15 protein-coding genes and 1 pseudogene are annotated in these 14,702 nt (G+C 73.2%); 7 read left to right on the top strand and 9 right to left on the bottom strand.

Going from position 1 to position 14,702, the window contains the following annotated elements; all coding sequences use genetic code 11:
- Positions 1-2 precede the first annotated feature (2 nt).
- Positions 3-540, bottom strand: a pseudogene (locus tag IE255_RS17115) (B3/B4 domain-containing protein).
- 12 nt (positions 541-552) lie between these two features.
- The gene (locus tag IE255_RS17110) at positions 553-1,125 is read right to left on the bottom strand and encodes a transglutaminase domain-containing protein (protein WP_190051122.1); all 573 of its coding nucleotides are present in this window, start codon (positions 1,123-1,125) and stop codon (positions 553-555) included.
- A gap of 171 nt (positions 1,126-1,296) precedes the next feature.
- Here IE255_RS17110 and IE255_RS17105 point away from each other — a divergent pair, with 171 nt between their 5' ends.
- Positions 1,297-2,664: a COG1361 family protein gene (locus IE255_RS17105; protein WP_190051121.1), complete on the top strand. Its 1,368-nt coding sequence runs from the start codon at positions 1,297-1,299 to the stop codon at positions 2,662-2,664.
- A gap of 25 nt (positions 2,665-2,689) precedes the next feature.
- Here IE255_RS17105 and IE255_RS17100 read toward each other — a convergent pair whose 3' ends face one another.
- Genes IE255_RS17100 through IE255_RS17090 form a run of 3 tightly spaced genes read right to left on the bottom strand, consistent with a single transcriptional unit; the run spans position 2,690 to position 5,945 of the window.
- Complete coding sequence (locus IE255_RS17100) at positions 2,690-3,760, bottom strand: threonine aldolase family protein (protein WP_190051120.1); 1,071 nt, start codon at positions 3,758-3,760, stop codon at positions 2,690-2,692.
- Positions 3,757-4,506: an SDR family NAD(P)-dependent oxidoreductase gene (locus IE255_RS17095; protein ID WP_190051374.1), complete on the bottom strand. Its 750-nt coding sequence runs from the start codon at positions 4,504-4,506 to the stop codon at positions 3,757-3,759. Before IE255_RS17095 ends, IE255_RS17100 begins: the two co-directional genes overlap by 4 nt.
- 41 nt (positions 4,507-4,547) lie before the next feature.
- Positions 4,548-5,945 carry a DUF6421 family protein gene (locus tag IE255_RS17090; RefSeq protein WP_190051119.1) on the bottom strand — a complete coding sequence of 466 codons (1,398 nt, stop codon included), beginning with the start codon at positions 5,943-5,945 and terminating at the stop codon, positions 4,548-4,550.
- A 249-nt stretch (positions 5,946-6,194) separates the two neighbouring features.
- Between IE255_RS17090 and IE255_RS17085 the strand changes: the two genes are divergently transcribed.
- Positions 6,195-6,878: a glycerophosphodiester phosphodiesterase gene (locus IE255_RS17085; protein ID WP_190051118.1), complete on the top strand. Its 684-nt coding sequence runs from the start codon at positions 6,195-6,197 to the stop codon at positions 6,876-6,878.
- A gap of 10 nt (positions 6,879-6,888) precedes the next feature.
- On the opposite strand, the gene IE255_RS17080 is transcribed toward IE255_RS17085, so the two are convergent.
- Positions 6,889-7,428 carry a GNAT family N-acetyltransferase gene (locus IE255_RS17080; protein ID WP_190051117.1) on the bottom strand — a complete coding sequence of 180 codons (540 nt, stop codon included), beginning with the start codon at positions 7,426-7,428 and terminating at the stop codon, positions 6,889-6,891.
- 71 nt (positions 7,429-7,499) lie between these two features.
- Between IE255_RS17080 and IE255_RS17075 the strand changes: the two genes are divergently transcribed.
- Positions 7,500-7,892, top strand: a complete 393-nt coding sequence (locus IE255_RS17075; protein ID WP_190051116.1) for a VOC family protein — start codon at positions 7,500-7,502, stop codon at positions 7,890-7,892.
- On the opposite strand, the gene IE255_RS17070 is transcribed toward IE255_RS17075, so the two are convergent.
- Entirely contained in the window at positions 7,874-8,809 is a 936-nt protein-coding gene (locus IE255_RS17070; protein ID WP_190051115.1) for a GNAT family N-acetyltransferase, read from the bottom strand. The genes IE255_RS17075 and IE255_RS17070 overlap by 19 nt on opposite strands.
- Positions 8,810-8,984: 175 nt before the next feature.
- On the opposite strand from IE255_RS17070, the gene IE255_RS17065 reads away from it, so the two are divergent.
- A complete protein-coding gene (locus IE255_RS17065) occupies positions 8,985-9,761 on the top strand; it encodes a VOC family protein (protein WP_190051114.1) in 777 nt (258 codons plus the stop codon).
- A gap of 46 nt (positions 9,762-9,807) precedes the next feature.
- Here the strand turns inward: IE255_RS17065 and IE255_RS17060 are convergent, their stop codons facing one another.
- On the bottom strand, positions 9,808-10,362 hold the full coding sequence (locus tag IE255_RS17060) for a MarR family winged helix-turn-helix transcriptional regulator (RefSeq protein ID WP_190051373.1): 555 nt from the start codon (positions 10,360-10,362) through the stop codon (positions 9,808-9,810).
- A gap of 152 nt (positions 10,363-10,514) precedes the next feature.
- The gene (locus IE255_RS17055) at positions 10,515-12,197 is read right to left on the bottom strand and encodes an FUSC family protein (protein ID WP_190051113.1); all 1,683 of its coding nucleotides are present in this window, start codon (positions 12,195-12,197) and stop codon (positions 10,515-10,517) included.
- A 149-nt stretch (positions 12,198-12,346) separates the two neighbouring features.
- On the opposite strand from IE255_RS17055, the gene IE255_RS17050 reads away from it, so the two are divergent.
- The 3 genes from IE255_RS17050 to IE255_RS17040 all read left to right on the top strand — a co-directional run bounded on the left by IE255_RS17050 (position 12,347) and on the right by IE255_RS17040 (position 14,696).
- Entirely contained in the window at positions 12,347-12,904 is a 558-nt protein-coding gene (locus IE255_RS17050; RefSeq protein ID WP_190051112.1) for a DUF5134 domain-containing protein, read from the top strand.
- Between the two features lie 96 nt (positions 12,905-13,000).
- On the top strand, positions 13,001-13,936 hold the full coding sequence (locus tag IE255_RS17045; RefSeq protein ID WP_190051111.1) for a M56 family metallopeptidase: 936 nt from the start codon (positions 13,001-13,003) through the stop codon (positions 13,934-13,936).
- Between the two features lie 91 nt (positions 13,937-14,027).
- Entirely contained in the window at positions 14,028-14,696 is a 669-nt protein-coding gene (locus IE255_RS17040; RefSeq protein WP_190051110.1) for a phosphatase PAP2 family protein, read from the top strand.
- Positions 14,697-14,702 lie beyond the last annotated feature (6 nt).

Genomic DNA, 14,702 nt, shown 5'->3' with positions numbered 1-14,702 from the left:
GCTCAGGCGGAGGACTCGGGAGCGCGTACGTCGATGTCCGCTCCCGGGTTGAACTTCTCCAGCAGTTCGGCGAGTTCGGCGGCTGCCTCCACCACCTCGGCGACCGGCATCGGGGCCATGCTCTCCAGCAGGAAGATGCCCGACCAGGCGCATGCCGCCCTGGATGCGGTCGATGTCCTCGCCCCCGACGGGGATCAGATGGGCGACGCTGACGGCGTTGTAGAGGTCGACGAGCAGGTTGATGCGGGGCAGGCCCGCTTCCGAGAGGGCCCTCTTGGCCAGTGCCTCCGCGGAGTTGCGCGTACGGGACGGCTTGGCGCCGAAGGCGGTGTAGGCCTCGCGCCAGGCGGCCATGTGCGGGTCCTCGTGCGGGGCGCGGCCGTCCAGCCGGGCCGCGAGCCGGCGGGCCGCGTCGCCCAGGAGTGCCGAACCGGCGTCGGTGCTCGGTCCGTTGACCAGGCCGTGCGCCTCGATCGCGACGTGTGTGAAGCCGGGCGCGAGGGCGCGTACGTCGTCGGACACGGTCAGCGTGAGAGTCATGGTGGGCTTGCCTCAGAGTGCGGTGGGGAGCGTCTGCCACAGGTGGGGCCGGTCGCGAGCCGCTTTGAGGGTGTCGAGCACGACCGGGTGTGGTGCAGCATACAGGACTGGATAGTCCAGTTCATTGGACGCTGGGTCGGGCGTGAAGGCGAGCTGTTCCCCGTCCAGGGAGAACTGCGCGTCCACACCCGGCTTGTTGCCCCGAGGGTCCTGCCGGTGCCAGGCGCCGTTGAACCGCACGGCGACCAGGCCGTGCACCTCGTCGAACTTCTGATAGCAGAGCGCGGTCGGGATGTCCTCCGCCCGCAGCAGCGCGGCGAGCGCGTGGGCCTTGGCGTAGCAGATGCCGGTGCGCTGTTCCAGGACATCGGAGGCGCGCCAGGTGACCCGGAGGTCGCCGGAGTCCTGCGAGTGCGGGATGGTGTCGCGCACGAATTCGAACGCCGCCCGCGCATACTCATACGAGTTCGCCACACCGTCGGCGAGCTTCGCGGCCGTCTCGCGCACCAGCGGGTGGTGATGGTCTATCGCCTCGTCGGCGGCCAAGCAGGCGGACAGGTCGAGGGTTTCCTGGATCAGCTGCATGCGGCCCGAGCATAGGGAGAGATCCACTCCCCGGTCAATGACTTTTCCCTCGCTCGCATATGTATGCATCGCGCGAAGAACGGCTGAACTCCGCCGCAACCCCGCGACCCGCCACAACCCTTGCCGCCCTCCACGGGTCTGGGCTCGGCAGATCAGCGACAAGGAGACGGCATGAAGCACCTACAGCGCCTGCTGGGCGTGGCGCTCGCCGGTTGCGCCCTCGCGGCGGCGGGAGCGGCGGCCGGGCCCGCGTACGCCCTGGAGAACGAGTTGTGGATCAGCGCACCGTACGAGACGGTGCTGCCCGGCGCGGACGAGGACGGCAGCGCGCGTGAGCGCACCCTGGACGTGCGGGTCAGCCGCGATGTCGCCGACGGCAGGGTGCCGGCGGGGCGGTTGACGGTCGACGTGAGCGAGGTCGCCGCCTTCGCGCGGGTGTCCTGGCCCGCGAACTGCGTGCCCGAGTCGGAGGTCAGGGCGGTCTGCGCGTTCCCGGAGATGCCCGACGGAACGGAGAGCGTGCCGGCCGCCTCATTCGGGCTGCGCGCGCTGCCCGGGGCGGACGCGGGCGACTCGGGGTACGTGCGCTACTCGGCCGCCGCCGGTGACCTGACGTCCCACGCCGGAGAGACCCGGGTCGGCGTGGGCAACGGGCCGGATCTCGGGATCGGCCAGGTCGACGACCAGCGGGACCTCAGGCCGGGCACGGAGACGAGCCTGCGGGCGACGCTGTCCAACAGCGGCAACCGCACCGCCGAGCGCACGCTGCTGCACCTCGACGCCTCGTACGGCCTGCGCTTCAAGGAGCGGCACGCGAACTGCGAGTACCGGGCGGACGCCAGGGGCACCTCCGCCCTGTGCGTGCTGGACGAGGCGGTGGCGCCGGGGCAGCGGTACGCGCTGGTCACGCGACTCGGCGTCGGGCGGAACGCGCTGTACGAGCGGTTCGACCACGTCGTCCAGCCCTACTCGGACGAGGCGCTCCAGGAGGCCCGCGGCGAGTGGACGTGGACCGGGGGAACGGGCTCGGAACTGAACCTGCGCCCCCTGGCCGCCCGGGCCGCGGCCGCCGATCCCGACATCGATCCGCAGGACAACTACGGGAGCGTCATCCTCGAGGCCCGGAACACCGCCGACCTGAAGCTCACCGGCAGCAAGGTGGGCGGGGCCGCGGGCGACACCGTGACGGCCCAGGTCACCGTCCACAACCGCGGCCCGGCCTGGGTGGCGTCGCTGGGCGCGGGAGCGGCCGTGGCGACGGTGCGGTTCCAGGCGCCGGAGGGCACCACGGTCATGCTCCCGCCGGAGGAGGACTGCTGGGCGTCGGCCGACGGCGCCTCCCCCGCGACGTACTACTGCAAGACGCCGATCTACCTGCACGACAAGGCGTCGTACACCTTCGACATCCCCCTGCGGATCGACCGGCTGGTGCGCGGGGCGCAGGCCACCGTGGCCACCGTCAACGACGATCCCGAGCTGAGCATCCGGGAGTTCGACCCGAACCTGCGCAACAACAGCGCGCGGATCGTCGTCAACTGACAGCACCCCGGCGGGGGGATGGCCCTCAGCGGGCCATCTCCTCCTTCAGTGCCGCCACGAACGCGTCCACGTCCTCCTCGGTCGTGTCGAAGGCGCACATCCAGCGGACGTCGCCCGCGGCCTCGTCCCAGAAGTAGAAGCGGAACCGCTTCTGGAGGCGCTCGGTCACGTCGTGCGGCAGGCGGGCGAAGACCGCGTTGGCCTGCACCGGGTGGAGGATCTCCACACCGTGCACCGCCCGTACGCCCTCGGCGAGGCGCTGGGCCATCTCGTTGGCGTGCCGGGCGTTGCGCAGCCACAGGTCCCGGGCGAGCAGGGCCTCCAGCTGCACCGACACGAACCGCATCTTGGAGGCGAGCTGCATGGACAGCTTGCGCAGGTGCTTCATGTGGCTGACGGCGTCCTGGTTCAGGACCACGACCCCCTCGCCGAACAGGGCGCCGTTCTTCGTGCCGCCCAGGGAGAGGATGTCGACGCCGGCCGCGTTGGTGAGCGTGCGCATCGGGACGTCCAGGGTGGCGGCGGCGTTGGCCAGCCGGGAGCCGTCCAGGTGGACCTTCATGCCGTGCGCGTGGGCGTGGTCGCACAGGGCGCGTATCTCGTCCGGCGTGTAGACCGTGCCCAGTTCGGTGGCCTGGGTGATCGAGACGACCTGCGGCATCGCGCGGTGCTCGTCGTCCCAGCCGTACGCCTGCCGGTCGATCAGCTCGGGGGTGAGCTTGCCGTCCGGCGTCGGGACGGTGAGCAGCTTCAGTCCGCCCACCCGCTCGGGCGCCCCGCACTCGTCGACGTGGATGTGGGCGCTCTCCGCGCAGATCACCGCGCCCCAGCGGTCGGTGACCGCCTGGAGGGCGACGACGTTGGCGCCGGTGCCGTTGAAGACTGGGAACGCCTCGGCCGTGGGCCCGAAGTGGCTGCGGACGACACTCTGGAGGTTCTCGGTGTACGCGTCCTCGCCGTAGGCGACCTGATGCCCGCCGTTGGCCAGGGCCAGGGCGGCGAGCACCTCCGGGTGGGCGCCGGCGTAGTTGTCGCTGGCGAAACCGCGGACCTCGGGGTCGTGGTGGCGACGGGCGTCGGTCTTCGGCGGGTTCACGGCTTCTCGGTGAGCCACAGACGGTTTCCGTTCACTTCGGCGGCGGGCTTCTCCCAGACCCCGGTGATGGCCTCGGCCAGGTCCTTGACGTCGGTGAAGCCCGCGAACTTCGCGTTGGGTCGCTCGGCGCGCATCGCGTCGTGCACCAGTGCCTTCACCACAAGGATCGCAGCCGCCGACGTCGGGCCCTCGGGGCCCCCGGCCTTGCGGAAGTAGTCGGCCATGGCGAGGGTCCACGCCTCGGCGGCGGCCTTGGCGGCGGCGTACGCGGCGTTGCCCGCGGTGGGCTTGCTGGCGCCCGCGGCGCTGATCAGCACGTACCGGCCGCGGTCGCTGCGCTGGAGCGCCTCGTGGAAGGCGAGGGAGGTGTGCTGCACGGTGCGCACCAGCAGCATCTCCAGGAAGTCCCAGTCGTCGAGGCTGGTCCGGGTGAAGGTCTCGCTGCCGCGCCAGCCGCCGACCAGGTGGACCAGGCCGTCGACGCGGCCGAAGTCCTTCTCGATGCGGGTGGCCCAGTCACGGGTGGCCCGCAGGTCGAGCAGGTCGACCGTGTCGCCGGTGACGGTGGCGCCGCCGGTCGCGTAGCTCGCCGCGTCCACGGCCTCGGCCAGCCGCTCCGGGTCGTTGTCCGAGCCGATGACGGTCGCTCCCGCCTCGGCCAGCCTGAGCAGTGCCGCCCGGCCCGCGGGTCCACCCGCTCCGGCCACCGCGATCACCGCACCGCTGAGCGCCCCGTTCCCCGCCATGATCTTCGCCTCCTGTGCAGTGTTCTCGGTACGCCGATCGCTCACGCGGCGATCCGCTCGGCGCCGTCCGCCGTGATGCCCTTGGTGGAGGCGATCACGTTCTTCAGCTTCTTGGACAGTGCCTCATAGAACATGCTCAGCGGAAACTCGTCCGGAAGCACGTCATCGACGAGTTTCCGCGGCGGCTGCGTCAGGTCCAGGGCGTCCGGGCCCTTGGCCCACTTCGATCCCGGGTGCGGGGAGAGGTAGGTGGCGACCAGCTCGTACCCGGCGAACCAGTGGACGAGCTTGGGGCGGTCGATGCCGTCGCGGTAGAGCTGCTCGATCTCGCCGCACAGCTGGTTGGTGACCTGCGGGGCGCGCTCCCAGTCGATGGAGAGCTTGTTGTCGGTCCAGCGCACGACGTCGTGCTTGTGCAGGTAGGCGAAGAGGAGCTGGCCGCCCAGGCCGTCGTAGTTGCGGACCCGCTCGCCGGTGACGGGGAAGCGGAACATGCGGTCGAAGAGCACCGCGACCTGGACGTCACGGGCCTGCGGGACGCCCTCGGCCGCCAGCTTCACGGCCTCCTTGAAGGCGGTGAGGTCGCAGCGCAGCTCCTCCAGGCCGTACATCCAGAACGGCTGGCGCTGCTTGATCATGAACGGGTCGAACGGCAGGTCGCCGTGGCTGTGGGTGCGGTCGTGGACCATGTCCCACAGCACGAACGCCTCCTCGCAGCGCTTCTGGTCGTGGACCATCGCGGCGACGTCCTCGGGCAGCTCCAGGCCGAGGATGTCGACGGCGGCGTCGGTCACCCGGCGGAAGCGGGCGGCCTCGCGGTCGCAGAAGATGCCGCCCCAGGTGAACCGCTCGGGGGCCTCGCGCACGGCGATCGTCTCGGGGAAGAGGACGGCGGAGTTGGTGTCGTAGCCGGACGTGAAGTCCTCGAACTTGATGCCGCAGAAGAGCGGGTTGTCGTAGCGGGTGCGCTCCAGCTCGGCCAGCCAGTCGGGCCAGACCATGCGCAGCACGACCGCCTCGAGGTTGCGGTCCGGGTTGCCGTTCTGCGTGTACATCGGGAAGACGACCAGGTGCTGGAGGCCGTCCGCGCGGTTCGCGGCGGGCTGGAAGGCCAGCAGCGAGTCGAGGAAGTCGGGCACGCGGAAGCCGTCGTCGGCCCACCGGCCGAGGTCCTTGACCAGGGCCTCGTGGTACGCGCTGTCGTGCGGCAGCAGCGGGGAGAGCTCCAGCACCGCGTCGGTGACCCGGCGGACGGCCAGCTCGGCGTCGGCGGGGTCGGGCGCGCCCTCGGCGTCGAAGTCGATCGACCCGTCCTTGGACTGCCATGGCCGGATCCGCTCCACGGCATCCTTGAGCACGGGCCATGCCGGGTGCTCCACCACCCTGGCCACGGGAGGAAGCCGCTCCTCCGAACCCGTCCGCACAAGAATTTCCGTCATGTCACACCTTCCACGGGAGAATCTCGCGTACCCCGACCGTATACACACGAGGTTCCTCCCAGCAAGGGCCACCTCGGGAAATTATCCTGCCCGACCCCGCCCTTCACCGCACTTTTTCCTGCCGGTCACGCTTGTGCCCGGGCGCGCGCCGACCATGCCCTCACCCTCTGCACGGGGTGGGTCCAGGCGATACCGTCAGATGGGCCGTCAGGCCCCCAGTGCCGCCTGTCGACGGAAGAGAGTCGCGTCTTGAACTTCCTCACCATCGGTCACCGCGGAGTCATGGGTGTGGAACCCGAGAACACCCTCCGGTCCTTCGTCGCCGCGCAGGAGGCCGGCCTCGACGCCATCGAACTCGATCTGCATCTGAGCAAGGACGGCGCGCTCGTCGTCATGCACGACACGGACGTGGACCGGACGACCGACGGCACCGGGCCGATCGCCGAGAAGACCCTCGCCGAGCTGCGGGCCCTGGACGCGGGCCGGGGCGAGCGGGTGCCGGTCTTCGAGGAGGTCCTGGAGGCCGTCCAGGCGCCGCTCCAGGCGGAGATCAAGGATGTGCAGGCGGCGCGGGCCCTGGCCGAGGTGATGAACCGGCGCGGACTGGCGGGCCGGGTGGAGGTGTCCTCGTTCCACGACGACGCGGTCGCCGAGATCGCCCGTCTGGTGCCGGGCGTGCGCACCGCGCTGATCGCGAGCCGCTACGGCACGGACATCGTCGAGCGCGCGGTGCAGGTGGGTGCCGCGACCGTCTGCCTGAACATCCGCCGGCTCACCCTGGAGATCGTGGAGCAGGCGCGCAAGGCCGACCTGAGGATCATCGGCTGGGTGGTGAACACGCAGGACCACCTGCGTCTGGTGCGGGCCTTCGGCCTGGACGGCGCGACCACCGACCACCCGGACATCAAGCGCACCGGGCGTTTCACGGCCTAGTGCCTAGCGCCTAGGCGAGTTCCTTGACCAGCAGCTCGAACTCCAGGTCGTCGCGCTGCGGGATGCCGAAGCGCTCGTCGCCGTACGGGAACGGGGTCATCCGTCCCGTACGGCGGTAGCCGCGCCGCTCGTACCAGGCGATGAGGTCGTCGCGCACGGATATCACCGTCATGTGCATCTCGGTCACGCCCCACGTCTCACGGGCCTGCCGCTCCGCCTCCGCGATGATCACCTTGCCGAGGCCCGCGCCCTGGAGCCGGGGGCTGACCGCGAACATCCCGAAGTAGGCGTGGTCACCGCGGTGCTCGAGCTGGCAGCAGGCGACGATCCGGCCCTCCCGCTCCACCGTCACCAGCCGGCTGTCGGGCGACTTGATGACGGCCAGCACACCCTCGGGGTCGGTCCGCTGCCCCTGGAGAATGTCCGCCTCGGTCGTCCACCCGGCCCGGCTGGCGTCGCCCCGGTACGCCGACTCGATCAGCGCGACGAGCTCGTCCACATCGGCGTCGGTGGCGTCGCGGAAGGTCAGTGCGGTGGCGGCGGTCTCCATGGGCGTACGTCTCCGTTGTCGCGGCGAGGCTGGGCAGGGTTGAGCGTAACGCCGCCACTAGGCTCCGCCGCATGGTGCAGGTACTCAGCAGCCGGATCCTGATCCGCCCCACCGACCCGGATAAGTCCCGTGCTTTCTACGGCGAACAGCTCGGGCTCGCCGTCTACCGCGAGTTCGGTACCGGGCCCGAGCGCGGCACGGTCTACTTCATGGGCGGTGGCTTCCTGGAGGTCTCGGGCCGGTCCGAGACGCCCCCGGCGCCCGCCGTACGGCTGTGGCTCCAGGTGGACGACGTCGCGGCGGCGCGGGACGAGCTGCGGGAGAAGGGCGTGGAGATCGTGCGGCCTCCGGTGAAGGAGCCGTGGGGGCTGGTCGAGATGTGGATCGCGGATCCGGACGGGACGCCGATCGTGCTGGTGGAGGTCCCGCCGGAGCACCCGATGCGCTACCGGCCGGGCATCTGAGGTCGCCCCGGGCGGTGCTCCCAGCCCCGGTCGGTACGGGTCAGCTCGTGAAAGCCCGCCGCCGCCAGGAGGTCGAGTGCGGTGGCGTCGGTGGCCCGTTCGAGGGCGACGAGCCGGTCGACGCCGCACAGCCGGAGCCAGTCCGCGGCCCGGGCGAGGAGCCAGTGCTCCAGGCCGGTGCCGTGCCGCGCGGGGTCGACGTGCAGGTTGCCGATGTCGGCGAGGCCCGCCGCGCGGGCGTGGCGCTCGGGGCGGGCCAGGGCCGTGTCGATCTCGATGAAGCCGAGGGCCTTCCCGTCGGAGCGGGCCGTGAAGCGGGTGCCGCACTCCCCCAGCGTGCGCTCCACCGTGACACCCGGCCGGGGCCCGAGCGCCGGCAGGTCGGCCACCCGGGCGATCAGGATGACCTCGGTGTCGCCGACGTGCTGGAACCCGGCACGTTCGTAGAGGGCGCGGATGTGGGGCCAGTTGCGGGGCAGGCCGTAGACGAGCGGGGCGGGGAGCGAGCCGTCGGCGTACCGGACTCGGGGGTTCCAGCGGGCGAGCTGTGCCAGGCAGGCCCGCATCAGCCGGTCCGCGGCCCGGTCGGCGTCCGGCCAGAGGGAGGCCGCGGGGCGGTGGACGAACCAGTTGATCTCGGCGGCGTCCCGGTAGGCCTCGCCGACCTCGGCGTCGGCGCGGTAGCGCAGCAGGTGGGCCGCGGCGACGACGTGCTCGCGCCGCTCGGCGACGAGCGTCGTCCGCTCGGCCACCCACGGGTCGGTGATGAACTCGCCGGGCTGCCGCTCCAGGTCGGACAGGACGGTGTTCACGGAGACGGAGACGCCGGGGGCGACGGCCGCCACATGCAGGTTGACCAGGTCGGTGAGCTGGTCGCGGTCGGCTCGGCGGAAGGGGCGCACCTCGGACGCGGGCATGACGTACCTCCGGGCAGGGTGAGGGAGCTGGAGGCCGCCACGCGGTGCGGTACGGGGGTGAGGGTACGCCGGGGCCGGTGCGGCACACCAGTGGGTTTTCCCGGATGGCAGGGAGCCCGGGGCGCGGCTTAGCGTGCTTCAGGGGGACAGCCTCGCCGCTCGCGGAAGGAACGCCATGAAGCTCGACGCACCGGTGACCGGCGGGCCCTGCTGGACCGAGCTGGGGACCAGCGACCTGGACGCGGCCCAGCGGTTCTACACGCGGCTGTTCGGCTGGCGGCCCGAGAGGGACCCGCGGCAGGAGGCGGGCGGCTACACGATCGCGCACCTCGGGGACGCGGCCGTCGCCGCGCTCACTCCGCTGTACCAGCCGTCGCAGCCGGTCGCGTGGAACGTGTCGTTCGCGGTGGCCGACGCGGACACCGCCGCCCGCGCGGTGACACAGGCGGGCGGGACGCTGCTGTTCGGCCCGATGGACGTGTTCGACCTGGGCCGCTTCGCGGTGGCCGCCGATCCGGGCGGTGCCGTGTTCCAGGTGTGGCAGGCGGGGACCTTCCCGGGCGCCGGGCTGTTCAACGCGCCGGGCGCGCTGGGCTGGGTGGAGTTGTTCACCCGGGATCCGGAACAGGCCGTGGCCTTCTACACGCGGGTGTTCGACTGGACCGTCGCCGCCTCGGAGCGCTACACCCAGTGGGGCGTGGGCGGCGCGGACTTCGGCGGCATGGTGACGATGGACGACAAGTTCCCGCCCGAGGTGCCGCCGCACTGGCTGCCGTACTTCGCCGTGGCGGACGTGGACGCCACGACCGCCGTCGTCCAGCGGCACGGCACCGTCCTGATGGTGCCGACCTCCGTGCCCGACGGGCCGCGCATCGCGGTGCTGCGGGACCCGCAGGGGGCGATGTTCGGGGTGTACCCGGCCGACTACGAGTCCTGGGGCGGCGGTGTGTGACGCAGGCTGTCCGCAGGCGTGACGCCGGGGCGCGGACGGTTCGGGCTCAGGTCCGCAGCGCGCCCAGGCGGCCCTCCAGCTGGCCGAGCAACTCCCCGAGCAGAGCCGCGAGTTCGCCCTGCTCGGGGCCGTCGAGGCCGGACAGGACGGCGGTCTCGTAGGCGAGCTGGGCGGGCAGAATGCCGTCGACCAGGTCCCGTCCGGCGTCGGTGAGGCGGAGGTGGACGACACGGCGGTCGCGGGTGTCGCCGCGGCGTTCGACCAGGCCGCGCTCGGTCAGCTGCTTGAGGCGCTTGGTGACGGCGGCGCCCGAGGAGAACGTCTCCCGCGCCAGCTCCCCGGGGGTCAGTTCGTGCCCGGTGCGGCGCAGCGCGCCGAGCAGATCGAACTCCGGGCGGCTCAGACCCGCCCGGCGCAGCGGGGCGTCCTCGGCCTGCTGAAGGAGGGCGGCGCAGCGGTTGATCCGGCCGATGATCTCCATCGGCCCGGTGTCGAGCCCGGGGTGCACGGCCCGCCACTGCCGGACGACAGCGGCGACGGTGTCACCCCGCCGTACACCGGCCGGGTCCCCTCCGTCCCCGAGCGGCGGCCCACCGGCCAGGTTCCCTCCACCCGTGGGCGCCCCGCCGACGAGGTCCCGGTCGACCGCGGCCTCCCCGCCGGCTCCCCCCGGGTGGCCCGACCGGTCCGCTGTCCCCCCGCCCGGCACCCGCTCTCCTCCGGCCCCCGTGGGCGCTGGTCCTTCCGTCGGCGTCATGGCCGTGCGTCCTCCGTCTCTGTGGCCGCGCCCTGGTCGGGGAGCAGCCCCTGGCGTCGTGCCGTCGCGGCGAGCGTACGGTGTCCCGATTGCTCGGTGAGCACGACCCGCTCCCGGGGCAGGGCCCGCTGCCACCATTCGCCGGCCGCGGCGTCGGCGGTGGCCCGCAGGCCGGCCAGGGCGACGGCGAGGCCGCGGCGGGCGGACTCCAGTGCGGCGGGGTCCGGGTCCGGCTCGGCCAGGAGGCGTGCGGCGTGTTCGCAGGCCCGGTCGGCGGCCGCCAGCGCGCGTTCCACGCGGTCGCCCGTACCCCGGTCGGTGACCGCCACGGCGGCGGCGAAGCCGACCAGGGCGCCCACGACGGTGTCCACGACCCGCTCCCGCATCAGCTCACCGGGTGCCTGGTACCCGGCGAACTCGGTGATGAGCAGGGCCATGGGGGTCACGCAGAGGCTGCCGAGCCAGTAGTTGCGGCTGATCAGCGCCTCCGCACCGAAGCTGAACGCGACGCAGCACAGCACGAGGGCCGCCTGCCCCAGGTGCGCGAGCGGTACGACGGCCGCGAAGACGAGCACCCCGACGACGTTGCCCACGACGCGCTGGACGGCCCGGCTCCAGGTCAGGGCGGTGTTGGCCTGGTAGAGCGAGGCGGCGGTGACCAGGGCCCAGTAGGGACGGCCGATGCCGAGGGCGAGGGAGGCGTAGCCGGCGAGCGCGCAGCCGAGCGCGGTACGCACCGCGAGCGGGGTCAGCGGCCCCAGCCGCGCCCAGAGGGAGCGGGCCGCGGCCACCCCGAGCAGTTCGCCGGCCGCCGACCGCGGCAGGCCGGCCTGCGGGACGGGCCCGGTACCGCGCAGCGCGCGTGCCCACGCCCGCAGTTGCCCGGCGTCCGCCTCCGCCGGTGCGGCGAGGGCGACCTCGGCCCGGACGACGAGCCGTTCGAGGGCGTGCCGGGTCCGGGAGGGGGCGCGGGTGGCCAGCAGCGACTGCCAGGCGGCGTGCACCGCGGCGTAGCCGGCGGCGCGTGCGGGGGCGTGGCCCTGTCCGGTGCCGCCCGTGCCGCCCGTGCCGCGCGTGTCGGCATACGCGGCGGCGGCCTTGAGCGCGGTGGCGGTGGCACGGCGCTCCGGGCCGTGCGGGCGGACCAGCGCGGGCGCCATGCACACCAGCCACGCCCAGGCCCCGGTCGCGGTCGCCAGGGCCAGATGGCCGGGGACCTGGTCGAGGGTCTGCGGCGCGAACAGGGCGGCGGAGCTGACGAAGCTGAGGACGACGTTGCCCGGCGGGCCGATCCGCGTGGCGTCGCACAGCACCTTCTGCGCGGCGGCCAGCAGGGCACCGACCGTGACGAGCACGACGGCGCTGCCGGTGAGCGAGGCCGCGACCAGGGCGACGGCGAGCCCGCCGAGCATGCTGAGCACCACCCACACCAGCGCCCCGGCCCGGGCGGCATAGGGGCGGTTGTGGGCGTACAGCGCGCACAGGGACCCGGCCGTCGTGTACATCGCCAGGTCGAGCCGGCCGAGGGCCAGGAGGGTGAGATTGGGCGGGGCCATCGCCGCGACGACGCTCAGCGCGGGCTTGAACCAGATGTCCGAGGGCCGCCCGGCCCGCAGCACGCCCGCCAGCGGGAGACGCCGGACGGGCGGGGAGGTGGAGGTGGGGCGCGTGCTGCTCATTCCCGCAAGATTAACAGGTGTTTTACCTGTAAAACATATCCCCCCACCTGCCGTGCTCCGGCGAATGCTCCCCGTGTACATCCGCGCGCTCGCGTGCGCGCCGCATGGCCCGGGCATCGAATGACCGACTGTCGAGCGGGGAGGTGCGCGTGCACGGACCGGCTTCGTCCGGCTGGCTGCTGGTGGCGCTCTGCGCCATGACCGGCACCTACTGCCTGATGCGGATGCGCGGCGGCGGCGCCGCGGAACAGCGGCGCGCCGCGGGCGGCGAGGCGCTGATGGGTTTCGGGATGGCCGCGATGGCGGTGCCGGCGGCGGTGTTCACCCCGCCGTCATGGGCCTGGCCCGCCTACGCGGCCGTGTTCGGGGCGGCGGCGCTGCACGCGCTGTGGGCGGCGCGGGCGGGGGCGCACCATCTCCACCACCTGGTGGGGGCAGCCGCCATGGTCTACATGTCCGTCGTCATGGCCGGCGCCCCGGCGCACGCGCACGGCGGGGGCGGATCGGGGGTCCCGCTCCTGACCGGAGCGCTGCTGCTCTACTTCGCCGGGTACGTGCTGCTGGCCGGCGTCCGCCTGGTCCCCGTGGCCGCCGTGGCGGGGAGCGGTGGCGGCGGTTCCGCCGGGTGGGGGGACCGGCCGGAGCTGGCGCGGGCGTGCCGGCTGTCCATGGGGATCGCGATGGTGGCGATGCTGCTGACGTTGTGAGCAGCCCCGGTTCGCGGCGTACGGATCCGTTGCCTGCGTCACTTCGGCGGCACAAGCCGTACCCGTGAGCGGCGCCGCGCTCATAGGCTGCCCTGCATGATGCTCCCCGCGGCGCTGCTGCTGCTCGGCGCCCTGACCGCCGTGGTCGGCCCCCGGCTGCTCGCGCGGGCGGACTGGCCGGACCGTGAGCCGGTGGTGGCCCTGTGGGCGTGGCAGTGTGTGGTGGCGGCCGTACTCGTGTGCTGCGCGCTGTCGATGACGCTCAGCGCGGCGGCGGCCTGGCACGCGGTCGGCGGGCACGTCTTCGCGACGGCACCCGGCCCGGTCGTCGATGCCTATCCCCTTGGTACGGCGGGGCCGTGGGCGGCGACCACCGCCGTCGCGCTGGCCTGCGGCGGGCTGTGGAGCGCGGCGATGCTGGTCCGCGAGGTCGGCCGGGCGCGCGCCCGGCGCCGCCGTCGGCGGGCCGATCTGCTGGTCCGGGCCCCGCTGCTGCCGGGCGAGGTGGCGGTGTCCGGCCGGCTCGTCGTCCTGGAGAGCGAACAGCCGGACGCCTGGTGGCAGCCGGGCACACCGCCGCAACTGGTCGTCACCACGGCCGCGTTGCGCCGGCTGAAGGGCCGGCAGCTGGACGCCGTGCTGGCGCACGAGCAGGGGCACGCGCGGGCCCGCCACGACTGGCTGCTGAACTGCTCCTCCGCGCTGGCGGGCGGTTTTCCGCAGGTGCCGGTGTTCGCCGCGTTCCGCGACGAGATGCACCGCCTGGTCGAACTCGCCGCCGACGACACGGCGTCCCGCCGCTTCGGCCGCCTGACCACGGCCCTGGCCCTGGTGGAACTGAACGAGCACCGCGGCGTGTTCGGCCCCTGCCCGACGCCGCAGGCCCATGTCCCGGCGCGGGTGCACCGGTTGCTCACTCCCCCGGACCGGCTGGCCCCGGCCCGGCGGCTGCGGCTGACGGCGGCGGCCGCGCTGGTGCCCGTGGTGCCGGTGCTGGTGGCGTTCGTGCCGGGGCTGCGGGCGTTGGGATAGCGAGGGCGGGTGACGCCGCCGGCCTGTGATTCCGGGCCGAAGATCGTCGCCGAACTGGATCCGGACCCCCCGGTTCGGCGAGGATCGCATCATGCACACCGTGTCCGTCGACTCCCCGCCCCGTCCGGAGCACCGCACCGCCGCCCGCTGCGCCGGCGTCCTGGCCCTGTGCTCGGCCCTGCTGCTGACCCTCGTCGCGGCCAGATGGAGCCCGTTGATCGACGCGGACGGGGACATCGCCGCCACCAGCCACCGCTGGGCGGTCGACGAACCGGGCCTCACCCAGGCGTGCCGCATCCTGACGGACTGGATCTGGGATCCCTGGACGATGCGTCTGCTGTGCGCGGTCGTCGTGGTGTGGCTGGTGATGCGGTTCGCGGCGCGCTGGACGGCGGTGTGGCTGGCGCTGTCCGTGGCGCTGGGCACGCTGCTCCAGCAGGGCCTCAAGGCGGCGGTGGACCGGCCCCGCCCGGTGTGGCCCGATCCCGTCGACTCGGCGCACTACTCGGCGTTCCCGTCGGGCCACGCCATGACGGCCACGGTCGTGTGCGGCCTGCTGCTGTGGCTCCTGCACCGGCACGGCGTCGGGCCCGCCGTGTGGCGTGCGGCCGTGGCCGTGGCGGTCGTCTCCGTGGTCGGCGTCGGGCTGACCCGAGTCTGGCTGGGCGTCCACTGGCCGTCGGACGTGGTGGGCGGCTGGCTGCTGGGCGCGACGGTGGTGGCCCTGGCGGTGTGGGTGCACCGGCGCCGGCAGCCGTGACGGTGC

Source organism: Streptomyces lomondensis (genome assembly GCF_014651035.1).
GTDB classification, from domain to species: Bacteria; Actinomycetota; Actinomycetes; order Streptomycetales; family Streptomycetaceae; genus Streptomyces; species Streptomyces lomondensis.
Note: the sequence above shows the minus strand (reverse complement) of the source record. Positions and strands in the feature narration are given on the sequence as shown.